Source organism: Streptomyces sp. NPDC049837 (genome assembly GCF_040674455.1).
In the GTDB taxonomy this organism is placed as follows: Bacteria; Actinomycetota; Actinomycetes; order Streptomycetales; family Streptomycetaceae; genus Streptomyces.
The window spans coordinates 199,494-223,657 of sequence record NZ_JBFAMP010000003.1; the positions used below are offsets into that span (position 1 = coordinate 199,494).

Consider the following 24,164-nt stretch of genomic DNA (forward strand, 5'->3'; position numbering starts at 1 on the left):
ACCCCATGAGCGACACTTCCTCCCCCTTCGGCTTCGAGCTCGTGCGGCGTGGTTACGACCGCGGTCAGGTGGATGACCGCATTACCAAACTCGTCGCCGACCGAGACAGTGCTCTGGCCCGAATCACCTCTCTGGAAAAGCGCATCGAGGAGCTCCACCTCGAGACGCAGAACGCCCAGGCCCAGGTCAGCGACGCCGAGCCGTCGTACGCCGGTCTGGGTGCGCGCGTCGAGAAGATCCTCCGCCTCGCCGAGGAGGAGGCCAAGGACCTGCGCGAGGAGGCCCGTCGCGCCGCCGAGCAGCACCGCGAGCTCGCCGAGTCGGCGGCGCAGCAGGTGCGCAACGACGCCGAGTCGTTCGCGGCCGAGCGCAAGGCGAAGGCCGAGGACGAGGGCGTCCGGATCGTCGAGAAGGCCCAGGGCGAGGCGAACTCGCTGCGTGCCGAGGCGCAGAAGGACGCGCAGTCCAAGCGGGAGGAGGCGGACGCGCTCTTCGAGGAGACCCGGGCGAAGGCCGCGCAGGCCGCCGCCGACTTCGAGACGAACCTCGCCAAGCGGCGTGAGCAGTCGGAGCGGGACCTGGCCTCGCGCCAGGCGAAGGCGGAGAAGCGTCTCGCCGAGATCGAGCACCGGGCGGAGCAGCTCCGCCTGGAGGCGGAGAAGCTGCGTACGGACGCGGAGCGGCGGGCCCGTCAGACGGTGGAGACGGCGCAGCGCCAGGCCGAGGACATCGTGGCGGACGCGAACGCCAAGGCGGATCGTATCCGCAGCGAATCGGAGCGCGAGCTGGCGGCGCTGACGAACCGTCGCGACTCGATCAACGCCCAGCTCACCAACGTCCGCGAGATGCTGGCCACGCTGACCGGTGCGGCCGTCGCCGCGGCCGGCTCCCCGGCCGACGACGAGCCGGTCTCGCGCGGCGTCCCGGCGCAGCAGACCCGGTAGTTCCTGTCCGGTCGATCAGGCCGGATCAGGGGCCTGGTTCCTCCGCGAGGGCCCTGCGGACCCACGTGGCGCACGTCCGACGGCCGTGCGCGCGTGGGTCCTGCGGGGCCCTTCGTGTGCCTCTCATGCGGGAAATTCGTGTGCCTCTCGTGCGGGAAAGAGGGCCGTGTCATTCCGGTGGCGTCCCCGTGGGCGCGCCCGTAGCGTGGACGGGTGATCGAGCTCGAGGGTCTAACGAAACGTTTCGGTACGAAGACGGCGGTCGACCACCTCTCCTTCCAGGTCCGCCCGGGCGTGGTGACGGGCTTCCTCGGGCCCAACGGCGCGGGCAAGTCGACCACGATGCGGATGGTGCTCGGTCTGGACCACCCGACCAGCGGGTCGGTCCGTATCGACGGCAGGCACTACCGGGAGCTCGACGAACCGCTGAAGTACATCGGCGCGCTGCTGGAGGCGCGGGGGCTGCACGGCGGGCGCAGCGCGTACAACAACCTGCTCTGCCTGGCGCAGTCCAACCGCATTCCCGAGCGCCGGGTCTCCGAGGTGCTGGATCTTGTCGGACTCGCGGCCGTGGCCAGGAAGAAACCGAAAGGTTTTTCGATGGGCATGGGGCAGCGACTGGGAATCGCCACCGCACTGCTGGGTGATCCGCAGATCTTGATGTTCGACGAACCCGTCAATGGTCTGGACCCCGAGGGAATTCACTGGATCCGCAATCTGATGAAGGCACTCGCCGCCGAAGGCCGGACGATCTTCGTATCCAGTCATCTGATGAGCGAAATGGCCCTGACCGCCGACCACTTGATCGTGATCGGGCAAGGCAAGCTTCTCGCCGACAGGTCGATGGCGGATTTCATCCACGAGAACTCGCGCAGTTATGTACGGCTGCGCTCCCCGCAGCGGGAGGAGTTGCGCGACGCGCTCCACTCCGCCGGCCGCACGGCGGTCGAGGCCGCGAACGGCACGCTGGAGATCGACGGCGCGACGACCGAGGAGATCGGCGAGCTGGCGGCCCGCCACGGGATCACGCTGCACGAGCTGAGCGCCCAGCGGGCCTCGCTGGAGGAGGCGTTCATGCGGATGACGGCGACGGCGGTCGAGTACCACGCGCACTCCGCGAACGCCCCTCAGTGGTCGAAGGAGGTCTGACGATGGCGTCGGCACCCGCGGTCCTCCGGTCGGAGTGGACCAAGATCCGTACGGTCTCCTCGACGGTCTGGACCCTGGCCAGCGCGCTGGTCGTCACCGTCGCGATGGGCGCGGCGCTGTCCGCGCTGGTGCGGGAGACGTTCGACGAGATGCCGCCCATCGAGCAGGCCACGTTCGACGCGACGGTGGTCAGCTTCTCCGGCATGCTGCTGGGCCAGCTCGCGATGGTGGTCTTCGGCGTCCTGGTGGTCGGCACCGAGTACAGCACCGGGATGATCCGGACGTCCCTGGCCGCCGTACCGCAGCGGGCGACCTTCCTCTTCAGCAAGATCGCGGTGGCCGGCGTCCTGGCCGTGGTCGTGGGCGTGGCGACGAGCTTCCTGTCCTTCTTCCTCGGCCAGGCCCTGCTCGGCGAGCACCGCACCACCATCGGCGAGGAGAACGTCCTGCGCGCGGTGATCGGCGGCGGTCTCTACATGGGGCTGATGGCGGTGTTCTCGATGGGCGTGGCGGCGATGCTGCGCTCGACGGTGCTCTCGCTCGGCATCCTCGTCCCGTTCTTCTTCCTCATCTCCCAGATCCTCTCCGCCGTGCCGAAGGCCAAGGAGGTGGCCGAGTACTTCCCCGACCAGGCGGGCTCCACGATCATGCAGGTCGTCCCCGGCGCCCTGGGCAGCGACCCGGCGCCGTACGGCCCCTGGGGCGGCCTGGGGATCATGGTCGCCTGGGTGGCGGCGGCGCTGGCCGGCGGGTACGTGGTGCTGAAGCGGCGGGACGCGTAGGCCCTGTCCGGACACAGGAGGCATCTCCCGGGGCGGGAGTGGAACCGTCAAGCTGCGGATACCCTCTTACCTCTTACGGGGGCCCTGTGTGTGCATGCCGCAGGCCCGGACGACGCAACCGACCTGTCGATGGGGCTGGAGAATGATCGAGGCAGTCGGCCTGACGAAGCGCTACGGCGCCAAGACGGCCGTGTACAACCTTTCCTTCCAGGTGAGGCCGGGGACCGTGACCGGCTTCCTGGGACCGAACGGCTCCGGCAAGTCGACGACGATGCGCATGATCCTCGGCCTGGACCGCCCCACGTCGGGCCACGTGACCATCGGCGGCCACCCCTTCCGGCAGTTGCCCAACGCGCCCCGGCAGGTGGGGGCCCTCCTGGACGCCAAGGCCGTGCACGGCGGCCGCAGCGCGCGCAACCATCTGCTGTCGCTGGCCCAGCTCGCCGGCATCCCGGCGCGCCGGGTCGACGAGGTGCTCGGGGTCGTCGGGTTGCAGGACGTGGCCCGCAAGCGGTCCAACGGGTTCTCGCTCGGCATGGGGCAGCGGCTCGGCATCGCGGCCGCGCTCCTCGGCGACCCGCAGGTGCTGCTGTTCGACGAGCCGGTCAACGGCCTGGACCCCGAGGGCATCCTCTGGGTGCGCAACCTGATGAAGGCGCTGGCCGCCGAGGGCCGGACGGTCTTCGTCTCCTCGCACCTGATGAGCGAGATGGCCCTCACCGCCGAGCACCTGATCGTCATCGGCCGCGGCCAGCTCCTGGCCGACATGAGCGTCAAGGACTTCATCTCGGCCAACTCCGCGGACTTCGCCCGGGTGCGTACGCCGCAGACCGAGCCCGCGCAGCGGGAGAAGCTGATGGGCGTGCTCGCCGAGGCCGGCGGACAGGTCATGTCGGAGCCGGACGGCGCGCTGCGCGTGACCGGGCTGCCGCTGCCGCGGATCAGCGACCTGGCGCACGACGCGGACGTACGCCTGTGGGAGCTGTCGCCGCACCAGGCGTCGCTGGAAGAGGCGTACATGCGCCTGACCCAGGGCGCCGTGGACTACCGCTCGACCACCGACCAGCGGGCCGGGCTGATGCAGCAGCCGGACCCGATGGGCTACGCGCCCCCGCAGCCGGTCGTCCCCGAGGTGCCGCAGCAGGGCTGGTACGCCCCGCCGCCGCCCGGACAGAACCCGTACGCGGACGGACAGCAGCCCGCGCCCGGCGCCGCACCGGCCGTGCCCCCCGCCGCCCCCGCCCCCGCCCCCGCCCCCGCCCCCGCAGACCTGAGCAAGAGCGAGGACGCCCGATGACCACCGCCCCCTACCAGCAGCAGTACACCTCGCCCATCCCGGTGCGGCGCGCCCACCTCGGGGACGCGCTCGCCTCCGAGTGGACCAAGATCCGTTCCGTGCGCTCCACGATGTGGACGCTCGGCGTCATGGTCCTGCTCATGGTCGGCGTCGGCCTGCTCGCCGTCGTGGCCATCAACGCCACCGACACGGACATGGGCCAGGAGCCGGTCCTCGGGCTGGGCTTCAACGGCGTGCTGCTCGGCAGCATCTGCGTGGTCACCCTCGGCGTGCTCACCATCTCGTCCGAGTACGGCACCGGCATGATCCGTACGACGCTGACCGCGTGCCCCAGCCGCAGCCGCGTGCTGGCCGCCAAGGCCATCGTCTTCTTCCTGCTCACCCTCGTCGTCACGACGGTCACCGCCGCCCTGGTCGCGGCCATGCAGAGCGCGATGATCGACTCCGGCGCCGCCGCGACCGGGGAGCAGTGGCTGCGCGCGACGGTCGGCGCGGGCCTGTTCACGGCGGTGCTCGGGCTGCTGGCGCTCGCCGTCGGCGCGCTGGTCCGGCACTCGGCCGGTGCGATCACCATCATGATCGGTGTCATGCTGCTGCCGCTGGTGGCCGCGATGTTCATGTCGTCGATGGAGAAGGTCCAGGAGTTCCTGTTCCAGTACTCGATCCCGAGCCTGCTGATCGCCTTCTACAGCGAAGCGGGCCTGACCCCGGGCGGACCGCACGGCTGGACCCCGCTGTGGATTCTGAGCGGCGTCGCCGCCGTCGCACTGGCCGGGGCGTTCCTCGCCACCGAGCAGCGGGATGTGTAGGAGCACCCTTTCCCGTCAGTGACGGGGAGCGTTACGGGACCGCTGCACCCGCGTGGTGCGGCGGTCCTTCGCGTTCCAGCACGCCTTGTGCCAGTGCCGCCGGTCGTCCACGCCGCCGTACTCGGGCCAGGCCACCACGTGCGGGACGGCCGGCGGGATCTCCTGGTCGCAGCCGGGGCAGCGGTACCGCTTGCCGGCCGCGCTCGCGCCCGCCACATGACGGACCGACCACTCCTCGTCCTGCCAGGACTCGGTGCGCTGGAAGCCGCCGTACCTGTCGCCCGGCTCACCGCTGGTCGCGTTCGGCTTCTCGCCGCCACGGGGGCGGTTGCGGCGCGGGGACACGGAACACCTCACTGGGGGCAGGCGCGGACGTTTGCCCGTCCAGCCTAAGGGCCGCGACTGTGGGTACTCGCACGGTCGCTGACGAGTTACCGGAAAATCGCAACAACTTCCCGCACGGCCGTTGCCTTTGGCACCTGCCAGACGTTGTTGCCAGTGAGGGGAGCCGCGTCGGCCGGTCAAGGAGGCATAAGGCGATGCGTGTGGGAACTTTTGTACTGGCGGCCCAGTTTCCCGGCCAGGGCCAGGGGGAGACGCTGCACCGCGCGGTGCGGTCGGCGGAGGTGGCCGAGGAAGCGGGGCTGGACTCGGTATGGCTGGCCGAGCACCACTTCGTACCGTACGGCGTGTGTCCCTCGGCCGTGACGCTCGCCGCGCTGCTGCTCGGCCGGACGCGGCGCGTCCGGGTCGGGACGGCCGTGAGCGTGCTGCCGACGGCCCATCCGGTGGCGCTGGCCGAACAGACGGCGCTGCTGCACGTCACCTCGGGCGGACGGTTCACGCTCGGCGTGGGCCGGGGCGGGCCGTGGGTCGACCTGGAGGTGTTCGGCACGGGCCTCGCGGCGTACGAGACGGGGTTCCCCGAGTCGCTGGACCTGCTGCTGCGCTGGCTGCGCGAGCCGCGCGTCTCGGCGGACGGGCCCCGGCACCGGTTCCGTGAGGTCGCCGTCGTACCGAGGCCGCAGGAGCTCATCGACGGGGATCCCGTGCCCGAGACGATCGTCGCCTGCACCTCGCCCGGGAGCGTGAAGCTCGCCGCCGAGCGCTGCCTGCCGATGCTGCTCGGGATGCACTGCGGCGACGAGGAGAAGGCCGACATGGTCGCCCTGTGGCGGCGTGCGGCACTCGCCGCCGGGCACACCCCGGACGCGGTCGCGCGGGCGGCGGACGGCCATGTCTCGGCGGGTGTCGCACAGCTCGCGGACCGCACGGCGGACGCGGTGGAGACGCTGGTCAAGGCGATGCCCGGCTGGCTGAAACAGGGGCTGGACGCCCATGTCACCGTGGACGGCAGGCACCGGGCGATGCGTGACCCGGTCGCCTACACGGAGTTGCTGTGCCGACTGCATCCGGTGGGGTCGCCCCGGGTGGCGGCGGACCGGCTGGCGGCGACCTCGGAGCGTACGGGCATCACGCGCTTCGCGCTGCTCGTCGAGGGCTCCGGCGATGTCGCGGCCACGGAGGAGAACGTGCGGCGGCTGGGGGCGGAGGTGGTACCCCGGCTCGAATGATGGGCTCCATGCTGCCGCCCCTGCACCTGTTGCACCTCCCGCGATGCGGAGCGGCAGCACAAGGCGTCAGCAGTCGCGCAGGGTCGGCGACTGGTTCAGCAGTTGGGCTCGCACGGAGGTGAAGCGGGCGAGCCGCTCGTCGACCGAGGAGTCCAGCGGGAACACCGCGACGCGGTGGCAGTTCTGGAAGGCCAGACGGACGCCGAAGTGCCGCTGGAGCGCACCCCGGATCGCGTCACTCGCCAGTGCGCGCAGCAACTGACCGCGTGCCTGCTCGTCCGGCGGCGGCGTCTGGTTGTCCGCGAACGCACCACCGTCCACCTTGAGCTGGGCCACCAGAGAGCTGATCATCTCCCATGCGTAGGGCAGGGAGGTCCGGACGCAGTCGACGAAGTCGGCTTCGTCGACCTCGCCTCGCTCGGCCTGTTCCAACAGCGCCGGTGAGACGTCGAGCGACATGGGTTCTCCTCTCGCGACCCCGGGGAACCGGGGTCTTACGGGCAGGGAAGGAGGACGCCCCCCGCACGACACGCTGCGTGCACGAGCGACAACCTCCCGCTTCCACGGTAAGCGCGGTGTCCGGACCGCACCAGGAGATTGGGTGCACAACCGGCCATGGGAGAAGGGGAGTTTAGGACCGAATCGCGCGGAAGAGCGTGTGTCTTGTAGCGTTGCGGACCATGCGTCTCGTCATCGCCCGCTGCTCCGTGGACTACGCGGGCCGGCTCACCGCCCACCTGCCCTCCGCACCCCGTCTGATCCTGGTAAAGGCCGACGGCAGCGTCTCCATCCACGCCGACGACCGGGCGTACAAACCGCTCAATTGGATGTCGCCGCCGTGCACCCTCAAGGAGGGTGATGACCGCGTTTGGACGGTCGTGAACAAAGCGGGCGAGAAACTGATCATCACGATGGAGGAAATCCTCCATGACACGTCGCACGAGCTCGGTGTCGATCCCGGCCTCATCAAGGACGGCGTGGAAGCACACCTCCAGGAGCTGCTCGCCGACCGGATCGAGACACTCGGCGACGGGTACACGCTGATCCGCCGCGAGTACCCGACCGCCATCGGGCCGGTCGACATCCTGTGCCGCGACGCGGACGGCGCGACCGTGGCCGTGGAGATCAAGCGGCGCGGCGAGATCGACGGCGTGGAGCAGCTCACCCGCTATCTGGAGCTGCTGAACCGTGACCCCCACCTCGCGCCGGTGAAGGGCGTCTTCGCGGCGCAGGAGATCAAGCCGCAGGCGCGGGTGCTGGCGACCGACCGCGGCATCGGGTGCGTGGTGCTGGACTACGACGCGCTGCGCGGCATCGAGGACGACAAGCTGCGGCTGTTCTGACCCTGTGACGTACGTACGGCCCCGGATTCCCCCGGGGCCGTACGCGTCTCAGGCGGCCGTCCCGCTCGGCGTGGGACTACTGCTCGTGGCGGGCGCGCTCTGGGTGGCACCGCTCGTCGTATCACCGGTGGTGGACCCGCCGCTGGTGGTACCGCCGCCGGCACCGCTCGTCGTCTCGCCGGTGGTGGACCCGCTGGTCGTGTCACCCGACGTCGACCCGCCGGTCGTATCGCCCGTGGTCGATCCGCCGCCGGTCGTGTCACCGGAGGTGGACCCGCCCGTCGTGTCGCCCGAGGTCGATCCGCCCGTCGTGTCACCGGACGTCGAGCCGCCCGAGGTGGTGCCGCCGGTCGTGCCGCCGGACGTCGTGCCTCCGGACGTCGAGCCGCCCGAGGTGCTGCCACCGGTCGTCGGGGCGCCCGTGGTGGGCCCGCTGCTGGTGGGGCTGCCCGAACTGGGCCCCGAGCTGGTCGGCGTCGCACCGCTCGTCGTGGACGGGTCGCCCGACGGGGTGGTCGGGTTCCCGGCGGAGCCGGTCTCGCCCGGGCTGGCCGAGGAGCCGGGGGTGCCGGGGGACCCGGAATGGGAGCCCGAACCGGAACCGCCCGTGCCGCCGTCGCCGCTGCCGGGGTCGCGCGTGGAGTCCTCGGCCGGCACGTCCGCGTCGAGGCCGCCGTCGCCGCCGTCCTCGTTGGCCGACTGGTCCGAAGTGACCCGGCCCGAGCCACCCTTGCCGTCGTCGCCGCCCGAGGTGGCGCCCAGGGTCACGACCGTGCCCAGGACCGCCGCGAGGAGCGCGCCCGCGCCCGCCGCGACCAGGTTGCGCCGGGCACCGTTCAGGATGGTGCGCCGGGTGGCCGGCCGGGCAACCGGGGCGGGAGGTTCCTGGCGGGCGATGAGCGTCTCGGTGTCACCGCCGAGGCCCGCCAGGGCGGCCGGCTTCGGCGTGGGCCCGCTCGTGGCCGCCGCCACGCCCCCGGGCGGGGACGCCGACTCCTCGTACCGTGCCGCGGGCACCTCCTCGCCCGCCGCCGTCCGGCCACCGGGCAGCGGCCCGCGCTCGCGGTCCGCGACCAGAGCGAGGGCGCGCCGGCCGGCCACCGTTCCGCGCTTGTCGGCGAGCGCGCCGCGCATGGCGATCGACGCCTCCAGCTCGGCGCGGGCCCGGTCCAGGTTCCCGGCGCACAGGGCGAGGACGCCCAACTCGTGGTGGAAGTACGCCTCCTCGGCCACTTCGCCCGCGTGCCGGGCCGCCTCCGCGCCGGTCCGCAGCGCCCGTTCCCAGGCGCCCCAGTGCAGTCCGGCGGCGAACGCGGGCGCCGCGCTGCGGGCCAGCACGACGGCCGCGTCGGCGTAGCCCTCTTCCTCGTCGTCCGAGGAGGACAGGCCGGGGGAATCCGGGGAGCCGGAGCCGGAGCCGCCGAAGACGGTGCCGACCGAGGCGTCGGCGTCGGGCGCCCCGCCCGGACCGGCGTCCGCCGCGGCCTTCACCAGCGCGGTCAGCGCGGCCAGGACGGCGTCCGCCTCGGTGGCCGCCCGCTCGGGGCTGACGGAGGGATGGCCGACCCACCAGGCGTAGTGGTGGGCGGCGGTGCGGGCGCGGTCGGCGGCGCCCTCGTCGTAGCCCTTGGCGACGAGCTGCGCCATCACCCCGGCGGCGAGCCGGTAGCGGGTGCCGACCGGGGTGAGCAGTCCGCAGCGCAGCAGCTCGCCGAGGGCGGCGTCGGCGTGCGTGTCGTTGACGAGCGCCGGCAGGTGTGCCTGGTGCGGCACCTCCCCGCCGAGCGCGACGGCGAAGCGCAGGGTCTCGCGGGCCGACTCGGAGAGCCGGGAGGCGAGCAGCGGGGCGGGCGCCGCGCCGTCGCCGAGGGAGGGCAGCGGCGCCTCCCGGCCGTCGGCGAAGACGCTGTCCTCGTCGTCGTCCGAGGGTGCGCGCAGCTCGTCGCGCTGCCGCAGCAGGGCGCCGGCCTGGACGAACCGGAGCGGCAGGCCCTCGGACTCGAACCAGAGGTCGCCGGCCCAGTTGGCCTCGTCGTCGGTGAGCGGCCGGTCGACGATGCGCTCCAGCAGCTCGAGCGCGGAGCTGCGGTCGAGCCCGGAGAGGAACACCTCTTCGAGGTGGGAGTCGGCCGAGGGCGCGGCGACGTCGGGCGTGGCGGCGAGCAGGAACGCGCATTCGGGTGTGGCGTCGAGGAGCTCGTCCAGCGCGGCGCCGCCGAACTCCAGGTCGTCCAGGACGACGACGGCGCCGATGTCGTGGACGGCGGCCGGCAGTCCGGCGCGGTCGGGGCGGTGGGCCGGTGCGTGGTGGACGGTGGCGAACAGCTCGTGGAGCAGCTCGGTGGGGGTGCGGTGGTGGCCGGAGAGCCGGACGACCCCGTCGGGGGCGAGGTCGGCGCAGTCGGCCGCGACGGCGTCGAGCAGCGCGGTGCGGCCGGAACCGGCCGGTCCGGTGAGCCGTACGGAGCGGCCGCGGGCCAGCAGCCGGACCAGCCGCTCCCGTTCCTCCTGGCGCTCCAGGAGGGGCAGCGGAGGGGCGGCGGGGCCGGGCGGTACGGGCGGGCCGGCGGTGCGGGCGAGGTCGGCGCGCTCTTCGGGGGTGTGACGGCGGGGCGCCTCCGGGCGACGCCCGGGCGGGCACGGTTCGATCTCGCTGCCGTCTATCGGGTTGATGGTGAGCAGGAGGTCGCCCGAGACGAGTTGGGCGGTCCGGGCCTTGCCCGGTGGTGCGCCCCCCTGCCCGTAGGCGGGCGTGGGGCCGTCGTCGCGCGTGGTGCGCGGGCGACCGGCGTCGTCGCGGTCGTCGTCGTGGCCGAAGTCTTCCGGTCCCCGGTTGATCGGGTCCATGGTGAGAGCCCCCAAAAGCGTCGTGCGGCGTAGCCCCTCCCGGCCTTGCACGCCCGCTGTCGCTTCTGGTCCGGTGCCCGCCGGGTGGGTCCGTCAATCGGCAGGCGACCGAACCCTAGACCTTCGCTCAGTATGAATGAAGAGCCGGGGTGGCACGGCGCCCAAGACGTCACGGTCTTGTGAGGATTGGGCGCCTGGTGTGGTTTACCAGGCCCCGTACCGTTACACCCGGGGCAACGTTTCGGCGGCGATTCCGCCCTCGATGGCGAGAATGCGGTGCAGCCGGGTGGCCACCAGCAGGCGCTGCATCTGGGGCGGTACGCCCCGCAGCACCAGCCGGCGGCCGCAGCGGCCCGCACGCCGGTGAGCGCCCATGATGACCCCGAGTCCGGTGGCGTCCCAGGAGTCGAGGCCGGTCAGGTCGAGCACCAGGTCGCCGGCTCCGTCGTCGACGGCCGAGTGCAGGACCGTACGGGCGTCCGCCGCGCTGCGGACGTCGAGGCGGCCCCCGACGACCAGCTCGGCGTGGTCGCCCCTGATGTGCATATGCGCTCCCCGAGAGTGCGTTGTCGTCACGTCTTTACGTCGTGCACGTCTTTCGTCGTCACGTACTTCTATGCAACAACTGACTGCCTTACCGGCGGAGCAGTTGCGCCTTGTAAGCGAACCGATACCGAATTCACCCCGAGGGGTGATGGTGAACTGGTCGAAACGGCCTCGATGCGACTCAGTGCTTGTAGAAGCCCTGCCCGCTCTTGCGGCCGATGTCACCCGCGTCCACCATCCGGCGCATCAGCTCCGGCGGGGCGAACTTCTCGTCCTGGGACTCGGTGTAGATGTTGCTGGTGGCGTGCAGCAGGATGTCGACGCCGGTGAGGTCGGCGGTGGCCAGCGGGCCCATCGCGTGGCCGAAGCCCAGCTTGCAGGCGATGTCGATGTCCTCGGCGGAGGCGACGCCCGATTCGTACAGCTTCGCGGCCTCGACGACCAGGGCGGAGATCAGACGGGTCGTCACGAACCCGGCGACGTCCCGGTTGACGACGATGCAGGTCTTGCCGACCGACTCGGCGAACTCGCGTGCGGTGGCGAGCGTTTCGTCGCTGGTCTTGTAGCCGCGCACCAGTTCGCAGAGCTGCATCATCGGCACGGGCGAGAAGAAGTGGGTGCCCACGACGCGCTCCGGGCGCTCGGTCACGGCCGCGATCTTGGTGATCGGGATGGCGGAGGTGTTGGAGGCGAGGACGGCGTCGTCACGTACGAGCTTGTCGAGCGTACGGAAGATGTCGTGCTTGACGTCCAGCTTCTCAAAGACGGCCTCGACGACGATGTCGGCGTCGGCGGCGGCGTCCATGTCGGTGGTCGTGGTGATGCGGCCCAAGGCGGCCTCGGCGTCGGCGGCTTCGAGCTTGCCCTTGGCGACGAACTTGTCGTACGAGGCCTTGATGCCGTCGGTGCCCCGGGTCAGGGCGGCGTCGGTGACGTCACGCAGCACGACCTCCCAGCCCGCCTGGGCCGAGACCTGCGCGATTCCGGACCCCATGAGTCCGGCCCCGATGACGGCGAGCTTCCTGGCCACGATCTTCCCCTTAACACCCGTTTACGTATCGGCTCTTCGCGGAGGTTAGCGGGCGGGCGCGGCTGTGTGGCGCCGAAGAGATGCGCGTCACGTCTCAGATGACGGACATCACACGGGTACGGGCGCCGGAGTGAGCCGGGTCAGTCGGCGCGGACCGCGTACTCCAGCACCTTGCGCCCCATCAGCTCCTCCATTTCGTCGAGGAGGCCGAGGGCTTCGCGGGCCACCTCGCCGATGTCGCGCCGCTTGACCATTTCGGCGCCGATCCAGGCCATGAGCGTGCCGTGGACCCAGGAGAGCTGCCCGGCGACGAGGGCCGGCATCGGGTCGCCGTCGGCGGCGGCGGTCTCCTTGGCGAGGGTCGCGGTGAGTTCGGCGAGCGCCTCCTGCTGGATGGCCCACAGGCGGGAGCGGAGGGCGTGGGCGTCGGTGATGACGCGCATGAAGTCGGCCCAGCCCGCGAAGAGGCCGACGGTGGGCGACTGGCTCACGACGGCGGCGCGCAGTTCGCGCAGGACGGCGTCGGCGGCGGATTCGCCGGGGCGGCGGCCGCGGACGTAGCGGGAGAGCCGGTCGGCGACGTCCTCGCCCCGGTCGAGGAAGAGGTCCTCCTTGGCGGGGAAGTAGTTGTACACCGTGTTGACGGAGACGTCGGCCGCCCTGGCGATCTCCGCGATCGTCACGGCGTCGAAGCCGCGCTCCAGGAACAGGCCCGTGGCCACGTCGGAGATGTGCTGCCTGGTCTGCCGCTTCTTGCGCTCTCTCAGTCCCTCGGTCGTCGCCATGCCCTCATCCTAGCTTTTCTGGGCTCGGTGAAAACTTGGGGTCGTTGCAAAATTTAAGTGACTCTGTTCTTCTTGGGTCATGCCCATCATCAGTACGGCCGGACTGGCCCACACCTTCCGCACCCGAAGCGGCCCCGTCGAAGCCGTCCGCGGCATCGACCTGACCGTCCGGGCGGGCGAGATCCTCGGCTTCCTCGGCCCCAACGGCGCCGGGAAGACCACCACGCTGCGGATGCTCACCACGCTGCTGCCGCCGACCGGCGGCGCCGCCACCGTCGCGGGCCACGACCTGGTCGGCGACCCCGTCGGCGTACGGCAGCGGATCGGCTACGTCGCCCAGTCCGGCGGCGTCGACCTGAGCGTCTCCGTGCGCGAGGAGCTGGTCACCCAGGGCCGGCTCTACCGCCTGACCAAGGCCGAGGCGGCCGACCGCGCCGGCGAACTGGCGCGGGACCTCGACCTCACCGACCTGCTGGACCGCCCGTGCGCGGCGCTCTCCGGCGGACAGCGGCGGCGCCTGGACATCGCCATGGGACTCACACACCGCCCCGAAGTCCTCTTCCTCGACGAGCCGACCACCGGCCTCGACCCCGGCAGCCGCGCCGACCTGTGGCGACTGGTGCGGCAGTTGCGCGACACGTACGGCACCACCGTCTTCCTCACCACCCACTACCTCGACGAGGCTGACGCCCTGTCCGACCGGCTCGTCGTCGTCGACAAGGGCGCGGTCGTCGCCGAGGGCACCCCGGCCGCGCTCAAGGAGCGGTACGCCGGCTCGGCCGACGCGTCGCTCCAGGACACGTTCCTCGCCATCACCGGCCGCGGCCCGGCACCCGCCGACACCGCCCCCGTGGCCGTCTAGAAGACCCGATCCAGGAGACCCGATGCTCTTCCACGACACCGCGCTGGTCTTCGGGCGGTACGCCCGCCAGACCCTGCGCTCCCGGTTCCAGCTCCTCTTCGGCGTCCTGATGCCGCTGCTGTACCTGGTCTTCTTCGGCCCGCTGCTCACCGGCCTGCCGCTGGGCGCCGAGGGCGACTCCTGGCAGGTCCTCGTCCCGGGGCTGCTGCTCCAGCTCGGACTCTTCGGGGCGTCCTTCTCCGGCTTCGCGATCATCATCGAGAAGCAGATGGGGGTCGTCGAACGGATGCGGGTCACCCCGGTCAGCCGGCTCGCGCTGCTGCTGGGGCGGGTCCTGCGGGACGCGACGCTCTTCGTCTTCCAGGCGGTGCTGCTCGTGCTGGCCGCCGTGGTGATGGGGCTGCGGGCGCCACTGGGCGGGGTCCTGATCGGCTTCGCGTTCGTCGCCGTCCTGACGGTGGCGCTGGCGTCGCTGTCGTACGCGCTGGCCCTGAGGCTCCCCAAGCCGCAGGAGTTCGGCCCGGCCATCAACGCGGTGGCCATGCCGTCCATGCTGCTCTCCGGCCTGATGCTGCCCATGGCCCTGGCCCCGGCCTGGCTCGACGCCCTGTCGCACCTGATGCCGTTCCGCTACCTGGTGGACGCCGTCCGGGCGGGGTACGTCGGCGACTACGCGAGCCCGGCGATGCTGTACGGGGCGCTGGTCGCGGCCGGTTTCGCGGCCCTGGCCGTGACGGTGGGCACAGGTGTGTTCCGGAAGGCGGGAGCGTAACTAGGCTGGCCGCATGGTCAATCTGACGCGCATCTACACCCGCACCGGCGACAAGGGCACGACGGCACTCGGCGACATGAGCCGGACCGCCAAGACGGACCTGCGGATCGCGGCGTACGCCGACGCCAATGAGGCCAACGCGGTCATCGGCACCGCCATCGCCCTGGGCAACCTCGACGAGGAGGTCGTCAAGGTCCTCGTCCGCGTGCAGAACGACCTGTTCGACGTGGGCGCGGACCTGTCGACCCCGGTGGTCAAGGACCCGAAGTACCCGCCGCTGCGGGTGGAGCAGGGTTACGTCGACAAGCTGGAGGCGGACTGCGACCGGTTCCTGGAGGGCCTGGACAAGCTCCGCTCCTTCATCCTCCCCGGCGGCACACCCGGCGCGGCCCTGCTCCACCAGGCGTGCACGGTCGTGCGCCGCGCCGAGCGCTCGACGTGGGCCGCACTGGAGGTCCACGGCGAGACGATGAACCCCCTGACGGCGACGTACCTGAACCGGCTGTCCGACCTGCTGTTCATCCTCGCGAGGACGGCCAACAAGGAGGTCGGCGACGTCCTGTGGGTGCCGGGCGGGGAGCGCTGAGCCCGGCAGGGCGCTAGGGGCGTTCGACGCGGACCGGTTCGCGCTCCTTGGTGACCGGTTCGTCCGGGGCCTTCCTCGGCCAGATCGCGTACGAGAGGGCGATCAGGCCGTGGATGCCGGCCGTCCGCCACGCCGCGTACATCCACCCCTCCAGCGAGCCGGTCCGGCTCGCGTCGCCCACGTACAGGATCGCGAGCCACAGCAGGACGGTGGCGGTCACCGCCCCGACGAGCGTGCCGAGCCAGATGCGGCCCTCGTGGCGGGCGCGGGCCATGCCGTAGCGGGGCGGGCCCGCCGGGCGCGGGGCGCCGCCGAGGCGGTGGGCGGCGTGGCCGTCGAGCCACTTCACCGTGCGGTGGCCATGGCCGACGGTGTAGCCGATGTACAGCGCGGCCAGCCCGTGCTTCCAGCTCGGCTCAGCGCCGTTCCTCAGGTCCATCGCGGTGACGACCAGCAGGACGACCTCCAGCAGCGGCTCGCACAGCAGCAGCGCCGCGCCCGTACGGGGCATCTTCAACAGGTAACGGGTGGCGAGCCCGGCGGCCAGCAACACCCAGAAGCCGACCTCACAGACCACGATGAGCGTGACGACCACGGCGCTCTCCCTTCGGTACCCAACCAGCCTTCCGGCCGCCGGGCGCCGATTCGTCGTCGCCGGTGACGAACCCGTACTGCATCTTTCGATGTAGTCGGCGCTCCGACCGCACGTGGACGCCCCGGCCGCACGCAGCGTGTTGGATGGAGGCGTGAGACTCCCCCGTACGCATCGCGACGACGCGCTGATCGCCGCCGCCGGGCTGGCCTGCGGCGTGCTGCTGTGGTCGTTCGGGCTGTACACGCAGGGCCCGAACAGCCCGCTGCCCGACGGGCCGGTGGTGCTCGTGCCGCTGTTCGCGATGACCGCGCTGGCGCTGCTGCGGCGGACCAGGCCGCGTACGGCGCTGCTCGCCGGGACGGTCGCGGTCGTCGCGGACCAGTTCACCCGGGGCAACCTGCTGACGGTCGTGATGTTCGCCGACATCGTGTACGCCGCCGTGGTGTACGGGCCGCCCGCCTCCGCCCGGCGGATTCCCGTCACCACGGGGCTGATCACCATCGCGGTGACGCTCGGGTTCCTGGCCTGGTTCCGGGAGCCGGAGGCGCTGCTGATCGGCGTGGTCACGGCGCTGATCTCGTTCTTCCCGGCCATCACCGGCGCCGTGGTGCGCAATCACCGGCAGGCCGCCGACACGGCCCGGCTGCGCGCCGAGCAGACCGCGCTGCTGGCCGAGATGGACCGCCGCCAGGCGGTGATCGCCGAGCGGTCCCGGATGGCGCGGGAACTGCACGACATGGTGGCCAACCACCTGTCGGCGATCGCCATCCACTCCACCGCCGCGCTGTCGCTGGACGACCCGAAGACGTCCCGGGACGCGCTGGGCGTCATCCGCGAGAACAGCGTCGACGGCCTGGCCGAGATGCGCCGGCTGATCGGCCTGCTGCGCGACAGCAGCGGCCATGACGAGCCGGCCGCCGCCCCGACGCTCGACGGCCTGGACGCCCTGGTGCGGCAGGCCGGGGTGAACGGCTCGGCGAGCGGCCTGACGTTCACGCTGGTCGACGGCCGGGCGCCGGACACGGAGCTGCCCGCGCCGGTCGAGCTGGCGGCGTACCGGATCGTGCAGGAGTCGCTGACGAACACGCTCAAGCACGCGGACGCGGGCGAGGTGACCGTCGCGCTGCACTCCGCCGACCACGCCCTGACCGTCGAGGTGACCAGCCCCTTCGGCACCCGGCCGGGTCCGCGGGCACCCGGGTCGGGGGCCGGTCTGGTCGGGATGCGGGAGCGGATCGCGCTGCTGGGCGGCGTGTTCGAGGCGGGCCCGGTCGAGGAGCGGGGCGAGAAGATCTGGCGGGTGCGGGTGGAGCTGCCCGTGACGGAGGACGACAAGGAGCCGGACGCATGACGAACAGCCCACGGGTACGCGTGCTCGTCGCGGAGGACCAGAGCGCGGTACGGGCCGGGCTGGTTCTGATCCTGGGCAGCGCGCCGGACATCGAGGTGGTCGGCGAGGCCGGGGACGGCGAGGAGGCGGTGCGCCTCGCCCGTGAGCTGCGGCCGGACCTGGTGTTGATGGACGTTCAGATGCCCCGGCTGGACGGAGTGTCGGCGACCCGGCAGGTGGTGGCCGAGTCCCTCGCCGACGTGCTGGTGCTGACGACGTTCGATCTGGACGAGTACGTCTTCGGGGCGCTGCGCGCCGGGGCGTCCGGGTTCCTGCTGAAGAACACGGACGCCAAGGACCTGATCGAGGCGGTACGGACGGTGGCGCGCGGCGAGGGCCTGATCGCCCCGGCGGTGACGCGCCGGCTGATCGCCGAGTTCGCGGCGCCGACGAGGCCGGTGCGGGCGGAGAACGCGCCCGACCCGTCGGTTCTCGACGCGCTGACCCGGCGGGAGCGGGAGGTGCTGTCCTGCCTGGGGCAGGGGCTGTCGAACGCGGAGATCGCGGTACGCCTGGAGATGGCGGAGGCGACGGTGAAGACCCATGTGAGCCGGCTGCTGGGGAAGCTGGAGCTGCGCAGCCGGGTGCAAGCGGCGGTGCTCGCACAGGAGTTGGGAGTTTGATACAAGCAGACGCTCCTATGGTCTGGACCTATTGACGATTGGTCCAGACCTTCCTACGCTCACGGCGCGCACCTTTCACGGACTCACGGACTCAAGCGACCCCCACCTGTCCGTCCGCAACTTGAGGAGCACCGTTGAGCACTCAAGCACTTCCGCGCAGAACGAGATTCCGGGCCAGAGCCACGGCCGGACTGACCGCCCTGCTGCTTCCCCTGGCCGCCATGGTCGGCCTCGCCTCCCCCGCCCAGGCCGCCGCCTCGGCGACCGCCACGTACACCAAGGTCTCCGACTGGGGCTCCGGCTTCGAGGGCAAGTGGACGGTGAAGAACACCGGTACCACCACCCTTTCCTCCTGGACCGTCGAGTGGGACTTCCCCTCCGGCACGTCGGTCACCTCCGCGTGGGACGCGACCGTCACCAACAGCGGCACCCACTGGACCGCCAAGAACGTCGGCTGGAACGGCACCCTCGCCCCCGGCGCCACCGTCTCCTTCGGGTTCAACGGCACCGGCACCGGATCCCCCTCCGGCTGCAAGCTCAACGGCGGTTCCTGCGACGGCGGCAGCGTCCCCGGCGACACCCCGCCCTCCGCACCCGGCACCCCGGCCGCGTCCGACATCACCAACACCTCGGTGAAGCTGACCTGGACCGCCGCCACCGACGACAAGGGCGTCAAGAACTACGACGTGCTCCGCGGCGGCACCAGGGTCGCCACGGTGACCGGCCTGACGTACACCGACACCGGCCTGACCGCCGGCACCGACTACTCCTACACCGTCCGGGCCCGCGACACCGCCGACCAGACCGGCCCGGTCAGCGGCGCCCGCGCCGTCCGCACCACCGGCGGCGGCACCGACCCGGGCCCCGGCCCGGCCCCCGGCTCCAAGATCAACCTCGGGTACTTCACCAACTGGGGCGTCTACGGGCGCAACTACCACGTCAAGAACCTGGTGACCTCCGGCTCCGCGTCGAAGATCACGCACATCAACTACGCCTTCGGCAACGTCCAGAACGGCAAGTGCACCATCGGTGACGCCTTCGCCGACTACGACAAGGCCTACACCGCCGACCAGTCCGTCGACGGCAAGGCCGACACCTGGGACCAGCCGCTGCGCGGCAACTTCAACCAGCTCCGCAAGCTCAAGGCCCAGTACCCGCACATCAAGGTGCTGTGGTCGTTCGGCGGCTGGACCTGGTCCGGCGGCTTCGGCCAGGCCGTGCAGAACCCCGCCGCCTTCGCCCAGTCGTGCTACGACCTGGTCGAGGACCCGCGCTGGGCCGACGTCTTCGACGGCATCGACCTGGACTGGGAGTACCCGAACGCCTGCGGCCTGTCCTGCGACACCAGCGGCCCCGCGGCCTTCAAGAACATGATGCAGGCCATGCGCGCCAAGTTCGGTGCGAACAACCTGGTCACCGCCGCCGTCACCGCCGACGCCTCCTCCGGTGGCAAGATCGACGCCGCCGACTACGGCGGCGCCGCACAGTACGTCAACTGGTACAACGTGATGACGTACGACTTCTTCGGCGCCTGGGCCGCGAAGGGCCCGACGGCCCCGCACTCCCCGCTCACCTCCTACCCCGGCATCCCGCAGGCGGGCTTCAACTCCGCCGAGGCGATCGCCAAGTTCAAGGCCAAGGGCGTGCCCTCCGCCAAACTGCTCCTCGGCATCGGCTTCTACGGCCGCGGCTGGACCGGCGTCACCCAGAAGGAGCCGGGCGGCACCGCGACGGGCCCGGCCCAGGGCACGTACGAGCAGGGCATCGAGGACTACAAGGTCCTCAAGAACACCTGCCCCGCCAACGGCACGGTCGCCGGCACGGCGTACGCGCACTGTGGCACCAACTGGTGGAGCTACGACACCCCGGCCACCGTCACGTCCAAGATGGGCTGGGCGAAGAACCAGGGCCTGGGCGGCGCGTTCTTCTGGGAGTTCAGCGGTGACACCGCGAACGGCGAGCTGGTGGGCGCCATCAGCAACGGCCTGAAGTAGTCACCCACGGCGGGGCCGGCCCAGGGTGCCGTCCCCGCCGTACCCCACCTCGTGCCGCACCACACGGCACCCGTCGCCCAGGACGGCGACCGCTGCCCGGTAGCCGTCACCCGCGTCGACGTCATGGAGCCGCACCGGCCGGTGCGGCTCCGCCCTCTCCCGCCACTCCAGCAGCGCGGCGGGCGCACCCGGCGCGCTCACCGTCAGCAGCGCGGGGTTCACCATCAGCCCGTCACCGGTCGCCTTGAGCACCGCTTCCTTGCGCGCCCAGTAGCGGGTGAACGCCCGCGGCCGCTCCGCCGCCGGGAACCGCTCCAGCTCCGCGCGCTCCGGCGCAGCCAGCACGACCTCGGGAAGGTCCACCACCTCACGCGCGACCTGCTCGATGTCGACGCCCACCGGCCCGGCGAGCGACAGCGCGACCGCCACCCGGTCCCCCGAGTGCGACAGCGACACCTCCAGCGGCGACCCCACGAGCCCCGGCTTCCCGTGCGGCTCGGGCCGGTCGCAGTTCCGGCACACATGGGTGAACCGCACCTCGCGCGCCCGGCCCCCGAGCTGTCCGGCCACCACCTGGCGCAGCAGCGCGTGAGCCGTCAGATACAGCGCGCGGTCCCGCTCCCGTACCAGCGAGTCATGGCGGGCCCGCTCACGCGCGTCGAGCAGCTCCAGCAGGGCCGGCGGCGACGGTACGCGGACGGCGTCGGCGATCCACACATGGCACTCCCCCGCCGAAACCCGGGGTATCCCGGGGCTCACGCCACATTGACCCTTTGCCCGGGAGGCGCCGCCTCCAGCCAGGCGAGGAAGCCGGTGAGCGCGTCCTCGCTCATCGCCAGCTCCAGGTGGCGCCCGTGGTGCAGGCAGCCCAGCACCACCGAGTCGGAGAGCAGCGCCAGCTCCTCCTCGCCCTCGGGCATCCGGCGCGCCAGCACCTCGATGCCGGAGCGCTCCAGGACCCGGCGGGGGCGGGGCGCGTACGAGAAGACACGGAACCAGGCGATCCGGTCGCCGCTGTAGCGGGCGACGCCGTACACCCACCCCTTGCCGGAGACGTCACCGTCCTCCGGCACGTTCCAGCGCAGGCTGCAGTCGAACGTGCCGCCGGAGCGCTGGATCAGCCGCCGGCGCAGTCCGAACACGAAGAGACCGATCACCACCAGCGCGACGACCAGGGCGCTCACCAGCAGAGCGAGGAACATCTCCACCGACCTCCTCGCATCGTTCGTTCAAGGAATACAACCTGCACCTGCATCGACCTCAGCCGCGGCACGATCTGGATGATTCCAGACCGGGCCGCGGCTGAGGGCACAACTGTCGGCGCGGTGCGTCAGTGCACCGCTACCGCGCGCAGCCGGACCTCGGCGCGCCGCTCGGCGGCGGCGTCCGACTCTGCCTTCGCGCGCTCCAGCGCACGCTCGGCGCGCTGGGGGTCGATCTCGTCCGCCAGCTCGGCGATCTCGGCGAGCAGCGACAGCTTGTTGTCGGCGAACGTGATGAAACCGCCGTGCACGGCGGCGACGACAGTCCCGCCCTCACTCGTACGGATGGTCACCGGGCCCGACTCCAGCACACCGAGCAGCGGCTGGTGGCCGGGCATGACGCCGATGTCGCCGGAGGTGGTGCGCGCGATGACCAGGGTGGCCTCGCCGGACCAGACACTCCGGTCCGCGGCGACCAGCTCGACGTGCAGCTCAGCAGCCAAGGGTGGCTCCTCGGGTCACCACCCGGCGTGTGCCGGGTGTTGGGTCATAAGTCTAGTAGGGCGCCCGGCGCGGAAACGCCGGGCCCCTCGGTCAAACGGGGCGTACGAAGGGGGGCGGGACGCGTGCCCGCCCCCCTTCACGAGTCACGGGACTCAGGAGACGCCGAGCTCCTTGGCGTTCTTCTTGAGGTCCTCAAGACCACCGCACATGAAGAAGGCCTGCTCGGGGAAGTGGTCGTACTCACCGTCGCAGATCGCGTTGAACGCGGCGATCGACTCGTCGAGCGGCACGTCCGAACCGTCCACACCGGTGAACTGCTTGGCGGCGTGGGTGTTCTGGGACAGGAAGCGCTCGACACGACGGGCACGGTGGACAACGAGCTTGTCCTCCTCGCCCAGCTCGTCGATACCGAGGATCGCGATGATGTCCTGGAGGTCCTTGTACTTCTGGAGGATTCCCTTGACGCGGGTGGCCGCGGCGTAGTGGTCCTCGGAGATGTAGCGCGGGTCCAGGATCCGGGACGTGGAGTCCAGCGGGTCCACGGCCGGGTAGATGCCCTTCTCGGAGATCGGACGGGAGAGAACCGTCGTCGCGTCGAGGTGGGCGAAGGTGGTGGCCGGGGCCGGGTCGGTCAGGTCGTCCGCGGGGACGTAGATCGCCTGCATCGAGGTGATCGAGTGACCACGCGTCGAGGTGATGCGCTCCTGGAGCAGACCCATCTCGTCGGCCAGGTTCGGCTGGTAACCCACCGCGGACGGCATACGGCCGAGCAGGGTGGACACCTCGGAGCCGGCCTGGGTGAACCGGAAGATGTTGTCGATGAAGAAGAGCACGTCCTGCTTCTGCACATCGCGGAAGTACTCCGCCATGGTCAGACCGGCCAGGGCGACGCGCAGACGGGTGCCCGGGGGCTCGTCCATCTGGCCGAAGACCAGGGCGGTCTTGTCCAGAACGCCGGACTCTTCCATCTCCGCGATGAGGTCGTTGCCCTCACGGGTGCGCTCGCCGACGCCCGCGAAGACGGAGACGCCCTCGTGGAGGTTGGCGACACGCATGATCATTTCCTGGATCAGCACGGTCTTGCCGACACCGGCACCACCGAACAGACCGATCTTTCCACCCTTGACGTACGGGGTGAGAAGGTCGACGACCTTCAGGCCGGTCTCGAACATCTCGGTCTTGGACTCGAGCTGGTCGAAGTCGGGGGCCTTGCGGTGGATCGGCCAGCGCTCACCGACGTTGGCGTTCTCCTCGGGGAGGTTCAGCACCTCACCGAGGGTGTTGAACACCTTGCCCTTGGTGAAGTCGCCGACCGGCACCGTGATGCCTTCGCCGGTGTTGATCACCGTGGCCTGGCGGACCAGACCGTCGGTGGGCTGCATCGAGATGGTGCGGACCAGGCCGTCACCCAGGTGCTGGGCGACCTCCAGGGTCAGCGTGCGCTTCTTGCCGTTCTCGGCCGGGTCGTCGACCTCGACGTGCAGCGCGTTGTAGATCTCCGGCATCGCGTCGACGGGGAACTCCACGTCGACGACCGGGCCGATGACCCGCGCGACGCGGCCCGTCGCCGTGGCCGTCTCAACAGTGGTGGTCATTACTTGTCACTCCCCGCGGTCGCGTCGGCGAGGGCGCTCGCGCCACCGACGATCTCGCTGATTTCCTGGGTGATTTCGGCCTGGCGGGCCGCGTTGGCAAGCCGGGAGAGGCTGTTGATCAGGTCTCCGGCGTTGTCGGTCGCCGACTTCATCGCGCGGCGGCGGGCGGCGTGCTCGGAAGCGGCAGCCTGCAGCAGCGCGTTGTAGACACGGCTCTCGACGTACCGCGGCAGCAGGGCGTCGAGGACGTCCTCGGCCGACGGCTCGAAGTCGAACAGCGGAAGGATCTCGCCCTTGGTCCCGGCCTCTTCCCCAGCCTTCTCCAGGCTGAGCGGGAGCATCCGGTTCTGCACGGGCGTCTGCGTCATCATCGACACGAATTCCGTGAAGACGATGTGCAGCTCGTCGACCCCACCCTCGGCCGTCTCCTTGGTGACGGCCTCGATGAGCGGCGCGGCGACCTTCTTGGCGTCCGCGTAGCTCGGGCTGTCGGTGAAGCCGGTCCAGGCGTCCGCGACCTTGCGCTCGCGGAAACCGTAGTAGGCGACACCCTTGCGGCCGACGATGTACGTGTCGACCTCCTTGCCCTCGCCGCGCAGCCGCTCGGTGAGCTGGTCCGCGGCCTTGATGGCGTTGGACGAGTAGCCGCCGGCCAGACCGCGGTCGCTCGTGATGAGCAGGACAGCGGCCCGGGTCGGGTTGTCCGTCTCGGTGGTCAGCGGGTGGTTCGTGTTCGACCCGGTGGCCACCGCGGTGACCGCGCGGGTGAGCTCGGTCGCGTACGGCGTGGAGGCCGCCACCTTGCGCTGCGCCTTGACGATGCGCGAGGCGGCGATCATCTCCATCGCCTTGGTGATCTTCTTGGTCGCCGTGACGGATTTGATGCGACGCTTGTAGACCCGGAGCTGCGCTCCCATGAGTCAGGTCCCTTCCGT

At 71.2% G+C, this 24,164-nt stretch carries 25 protein-coding genes; 13 read left to right on the forward strand and 12 right to left on the reverse strand.

From position 1 onward, the window contains the following. The first annotated feature begins 5 nt into the window (after positions 1-5). The 5 genes from AB0J57_RS08815 to AB0J57_RS08835 all read left to right on the forward strand — a co-directional run bounded on the left by AB0J57_RS08815 (position 6) and on the right by AB0J57_RS08835 (position 4,981). Positions 6-944, forward strand: a complete 939-nt coding sequence (locus AB0J57_RS08815; protein WP_064071808.1) for a hypothetical protein — start codon at positions 6-8, stop codon at positions 942-944. A 213-nt stretch (positions 945-1,157) separates the two neighbouring features. Further along, positions 1,158-2,093, forward strand: a complete 936-nt coding sequence (locus AB0J57_RS08820) for an ABC transporter ATP-binding protein (protein WP_366127329.1) — start codon at positions 1,158-1,160, stop codon at positions 2,091-2,093. A 2-nt stretch (positions 2,094-2,095) separates the two neighbouring features. Further along, positions 2,096-2,875 carry an ABC transporter permease gene (locus tag AB0J57_RS08825; protein WP_366127330.1) on the forward strand — a complete coding sequence of 260 codons (780 nt, stop codon included), beginning with the start codon at positions 2,096-2,098 and terminating at the stop codon, positions 2,873-2,875. 142 nt (positions 2,876-3,017) lie between these two features. Further along, the gene (locus AB0J57_RS08830; RefSeq protein ID WP_366127331.1) at positions 3,018-4,172 is read left to right on the forward strand and encodes an ATP-binding cassette domain-containing protein; all 1,155 of its coding nucleotides are present in this window, start codon (positions 3,018-3,020) and stop codon (positions 4,170-4,172) included. Next, the gene (locus AB0J57_RS08835; RefSeq protein WP_366127332.1) at positions 4,169-4,981 is read left to right on the forward strand and encodes an ABC transporter permease; all 813 of its coding nucleotides are present in this window, start codon (positions 4,169-4,171) and stop codon (positions 4,979-4,981) included. The genes AB0J57_RS08830 and AB0J57_RS08835 overlap by 4 nt, the downstream gene beginning before the upstream one ends. A 15-nt stretch (positions 4,982-4,996) precedes the next feature. Here AB0J57_RS08835 and AB0J57_RS08840 read toward each other — a convergent pair whose 3' ends face one another. Beyond that, positions 4,997-5,326 carry an ATP/GTP-binding protein gene (locus tag AB0J57_RS08840; protein WP_366127333.1) on the reverse strand — a complete coding sequence of 110 codons (330 nt, stop codon included), beginning with the start codon at positions 5,324-5,326 and terminating at the stop codon, positions 4,997-4,999. Between the two features lie 194 nt (positions 5,327-5,520). Here AB0J57_RS08840 and AB0J57_RS08845 point away from each other — a divergent pair, with 194 nt between their 5' ends. Then, complete coding sequence (locus AB0J57_RS08845; protein ID WP_366127334.1) at positions 5,521-6,555, forward strand: LLM class flavin-dependent oxidoreductase; 1,035 nt, start codon at positions 5,521-5,523, stop codon at positions 6,553-6,555. 66 nt (positions 6,556-6,621) lie between these two features. Here AB0J57_RS08845 and AB0J57_RS08850 read toward each other — a convergent pair whose 3' ends face one another. Next, positions 6,622-7,014 (reverse strand): SCO5389 family protein, encoded by a 393-nt coding sequence (locus tag AB0J57_RS08850; RefSeq protein WP_064071815.1) that lies wholly within the window; start codon positions 7,012-7,014, stop codon positions 6,622-6,624. Between the two features lie 221 nt (positions 7,015-7,235). Here AB0J57_RS08850 and nucS point away from each other — a divergent pair, with 221 nt between their 5' ends. Beyond that, on the forward strand, positions 7,236-7,898 hold the full coding sequence (gene nucS, locus AB0J57_RS08855; protein ID WP_366127335.1) for an endonuclease NucS: 663 nt from the start codon (positions 7,236-7,238) through the stop codon (positions 7,896-7,898). A gap of 48 nt (positions 7,899-7,946) precedes the next feature. Here nucS and AB0J57_RS08860 read toward each other — a convergent pair whose 3' ends face one another. The 4 genes from AB0J57_RS08860 to AB0J57_RS08875 form a co-directional block, all read right to left on the reverse strand. Then, positions 7,947-10,745, reverse strand: a complete 2,799-nt coding sequence (locus AB0J57_RS08860; protein ID WP_366127336.1) for an ATP-binding protein — start codon at positions 10,743-10,745, stop codon at positions 7,947-7,949. A 222-nt stretch (positions 10,746-10,967) separates the two neighbouring features. After that, the gene (locus tag AB0J57_RS08865; RefSeq protein WP_031073773.1) at positions 10,968-11,291 is read right to left on the reverse strand and encodes an STAS domain-containing protein; all 324 of its coding nucleotides are present in this window, start codon (positions 11,289-11,291) and stop codon (positions 10,968-10,970) included. Between the two features lie 181 nt (positions 11,292-11,472). After that, positions 11,473-12,321: a 3-hydroxyacyl-CoA dehydrogenase family protein gene (locus tag AB0J57_RS08870; protein WP_366127337.1), complete on the reverse strand. Its 849-nt coding sequence runs from the start codon at positions 12,319-12,321 to the stop codon at positions 11,473-11,475. A 140-nt stretch (positions 12,322-12,461) separates the two neighbouring features. Continuing rightward, positions 12,462-13,106 carry a TetR/AcrR family transcriptional regulator gene (locus AB0J57_RS08875; protein ID WP_366127338.1) on the reverse strand — a complete coding sequence of 215 codons (645 nt, stop codon included), beginning with the start codon at positions 13,104-13,106 and terminating at the stop codon, positions 12,462-12,464. 79 nt (positions 13,107-13,185) lie between these two features. On the opposite strand from AB0J57_RS08875, the gene AB0J57_RS08880 reads away from it, so the two are divergent. The 3 genes from AB0J57_RS08880 to AB0J57_RS08890 are packed head-to-tail and all read left to right on the forward strand — an operon-like array spanning position 13,186 to position 15,326. After that, positions 13,186-13,968: an ATP-binding cassette domain-containing protein gene (locus tag AB0J57_RS08880; protein WP_366127339.1), complete on the forward strand. Its 783-nt coding sequence runs from the start codon at positions 13,186-13,188 to the stop codon at positions 13,966-13,968. A 22-nt stretch (positions 13,969-13,990) separates the two neighbouring features. Further along, positions 13,991-14,740: an ABC transporter permease gene (locus AB0J57_RS08885; RefSeq protein ID WP_366127340.1), complete on the forward strand. Its 750-nt coding sequence runs from the start codon at positions 13,991-13,993 to the stop codon at positions 14,738-14,740. A 13-nt stretch (positions 14,741-14,753) separates the two neighbouring features. After that, entirely contained in the window at positions 14,754-15,326 is a 573-nt protein-coding gene (locus tag AB0J57_RS08890) for a cob(I)yrinic acid a,c-diamide adenosyltransferase (RefSeq protein ID WP_366127341.1), read from the forward strand. A gap of 13 nt (positions 15,327-15,339) precedes the next feature. Here AB0J57_RS08890 and AB0J57_RS08895 read toward each other — a convergent pair whose 3' ends face one another. Next, entirely contained in the window at positions 15,340-15,921 is a 582-nt protein-coding gene (locus AB0J57_RS08895; protein ID WP_366127342.1) for a hypothetical protein, read from the reverse strand. Positions 15,922-16,072: 151 nt separating this feature from the next. Between AB0J57_RS08895 and AB0J57_RS08900 the strand changes: the two genes are divergently transcribed. From AB0J57_RS08900 to AB0J57_RS08910, 3 genes are all read left to right on the forward strand, one after another. Next, entirely contained in the window at positions 16,073-17,272 is a 1,200-nt protein-coding gene (locus tag AB0J57_RS08900; RefSeq protein ID WP_366127343.1) for a histidine kinase, read from the forward strand. Then, positions 17,269-17,934, forward strand: a complete 666-nt coding sequence (locus tag AB0J57_RS08905) for a response regulator transcription factor (protein WP_366127344.1) — start codon at positions 17,269-17,271, stop codon at positions 17,932-17,934. The genes AB0J57_RS08900 and AB0J57_RS08905 overlap by 4 nt, the downstream gene beginning before the upstream one ends. A 134-nt stretch (positions 17,935-18,068) precedes the next feature. Beyond that, on the forward strand, positions 18,069-19,928 hold the full coding sequence (locus AB0J57_RS08910; RefSeq protein ID WP_366127345.1) for a glycoside hydrolase family 18 chitinase: 1,860 nt from the start codon (positions 18,069-18,071) through the stop codon (positions 19,926-19,928). Here the strand turns inward: AB0J57_RS08910 and AB0J57_RS08915 are convergent, their stop codons facing one another. The 5 genes from AB0J57_RS08915 to AB0J57_RS08935 form a co-directional block, all read right to left on the reverse strand. Beyond that, a complete protein-coding gene (locus tag AB0J57_RS08915; RefSeq protein WP_366127346.1) occupies positions 19,929-20,645 on the reverse strand; it encodes a 4'-phosphopantetheinyl transferase superfamily protein in 717 nt (238 codons plus the stop codon). It abuts the gene before it with no gap. Between the two features lie 38 nt (positions 20,646-20,683). Further along, positions 20,684-21,130: a DUF2550 domain-containing protein gene (locus tag AB0J57_RS08920; protein WP_366127347.1), complete on the reverse strand. Its 447-nt coding sequence runs from the start codon at positions 21,128-21,130 to the stop codon at positions 20,684-20,686. A 128-nt stretch (positions 21,131-21,258) separates the two neighbouring features. Then, a complete protein-coding gene (locus AB0J57_RS08925; RefSeq protein WP_073754366.1) occupies positions 21,259-21,633 on the reverse strand; it encodes a F0F1 ATP synthase subunit epsilon in 375 nt (124 codons plus the stop codon). Positions 21,634-21,786: 153 nt separating this feature from the next. Continuing rightward, positions 21,787-23,229, reverse strand: coding sequence for a F0F1 ATP synthase subunit beta (gene atpD, locus AB0J57_RS08930; protein ID WP_366127348.1), 1,443 nt, complete (start codon positions 23,227-23,229; stop codon positions 21,787-21,789). Next, positions 23,229-24,146: a F0F1 ATP synthase subunit gamma gene (locus AB0J57_RS08935; RefSeq protein ID WP_366127349.1), complete on the reverse strand. Its 918-nt coding sequence runs from the start codon at positions 24,144-24,146 to the stop codon at positions 23,229-23,231. The genes atpD and AB0J57_RS08935 overlap by 1 nt, the downstream gene beginning before the upstream one ends. Positions 24,147-24,164: the final 18 nt, after the last annotated feature.

Bases quoted from the DNA above. Each gene is read 5' to 3' on its own strand.
- AB0J57_RS08815 (WP_064071808.1), top strand. From the start codon at position 6: ATGAGCGACACTTCCTCCCCCTTCGGCTTCGAGCTCGTGCGGCGTGGT.
- AB0J57_RS08825 (WP_366127330.1), top strand. From the start codon at position 2,096: ATGGCGTCGGCACCCGCGGTCCTCCGGTCGGAGTGGACCAAGATCCGT.
- AB0J57_RS08830 (WP_366127331.1), top strand. From the start codon at position 3,018: ATGATCGAGGCAGTCGGCCTGACGAAGCGCTACGGCGCCAAGACGGCC.
- AB0J57_RS08835 (WP_366127332.1), top strand. From the start codon at position 4,169: ATGACCACCGCCCCCTACCAGCAGCAGTACACCTCGCCCATCCCGGTG.
- AB0J57_RS08845 (WP_366127334.1), top strand. From the start codon at position 5,521: ATGCGTGTGGGAACTTTTGTACTGGCGGCCCAGTTTCCCGGCCAGGGC.
- AB0J57_RS08850 (WP_064071815.1), bottom strand. From the start codon at position 7,014: ATGTCGCTCGACGTCTCACCGGCGCTGTTGGAACAGGCCGAGCGAGGC.
- nucS (WP_366127335.1), top strand. From the start codon at position 7,236: ATGCGTCTCGTCATCGCCCGCTGCTCCGTGGACTACGCGGGCCGGCTC.
- AB0J57_RS08860 (WP_366127336.1), bottom strand. From the start codon at position 10,745: ATGGACCCGATCAACCGGGGACCGGAAGACTTCGGCCACGACGACGAC.
- AB0J57_RS08865 (WP_031073773.1), bottom strand. From the start codon at position 11,291: ATGCACATCAGGGGCGACCACGCCGAGCTGGTCGTCGGGGGCCGCCTC.
- AB0J57_RS08875 (WP_366127338.1), bottom strand. From the start codon at position 13,106: ATGGCGACGACCGAGGGACTGAGAGAGCGCAAGAAGCGGCAGACCAGG.
- AB0J57_RS08880 (WP_366127339.1), top strand. From the start codon at position 13,186: ATGCCCATCATCAGTACGGCCGGACTGGCCCACACCTTCCGCACCCGA.
- AB0J57_RS08885 (WP_366127340.1), top strand. From the start codon at position 13,991: ATGCTCTTCCACGACACCGCGCTGGTCTTCGGGCGGTACGCCCGCCAG.
- AB0J57_RS08890 (WP_366127341.1), top strand. From the start codon at position 14,754: ATGGTCAATCTGACGCGCATCTACACCCGCACCGGCGACAAGGGCACG.
- AB0J57_RS08905 (WP_366127344.1), top strand. From the start codon at position 17,269: ATGACGAACAGCCCACGGGTACGCGTGCTCGTCGCGGAGGACCAGAGC.
- AB0J57_RS08920 (WP_366127347.1), bottom strand. From the start codon at position 21,130: ATGTTCCTCGCTCTGCTGGTGAGCGCCCTGGTCGTCGCGCTGGTGGTG.
- atpD (WP_366127348.1), bottom strand. From the start codon at position 23,229: ATGACCACCACTGTTGAGACGGCCACGGCGACGGGCCGCGTCGCGCGG.
- AB0J57_RS08935 (WP_366127349.1), bottom strand. From the start codon at position 24,146: ATGGGAGCGCAGCTCCGGGTCTACAAGCGTCGCATCAAATCCGTCACG.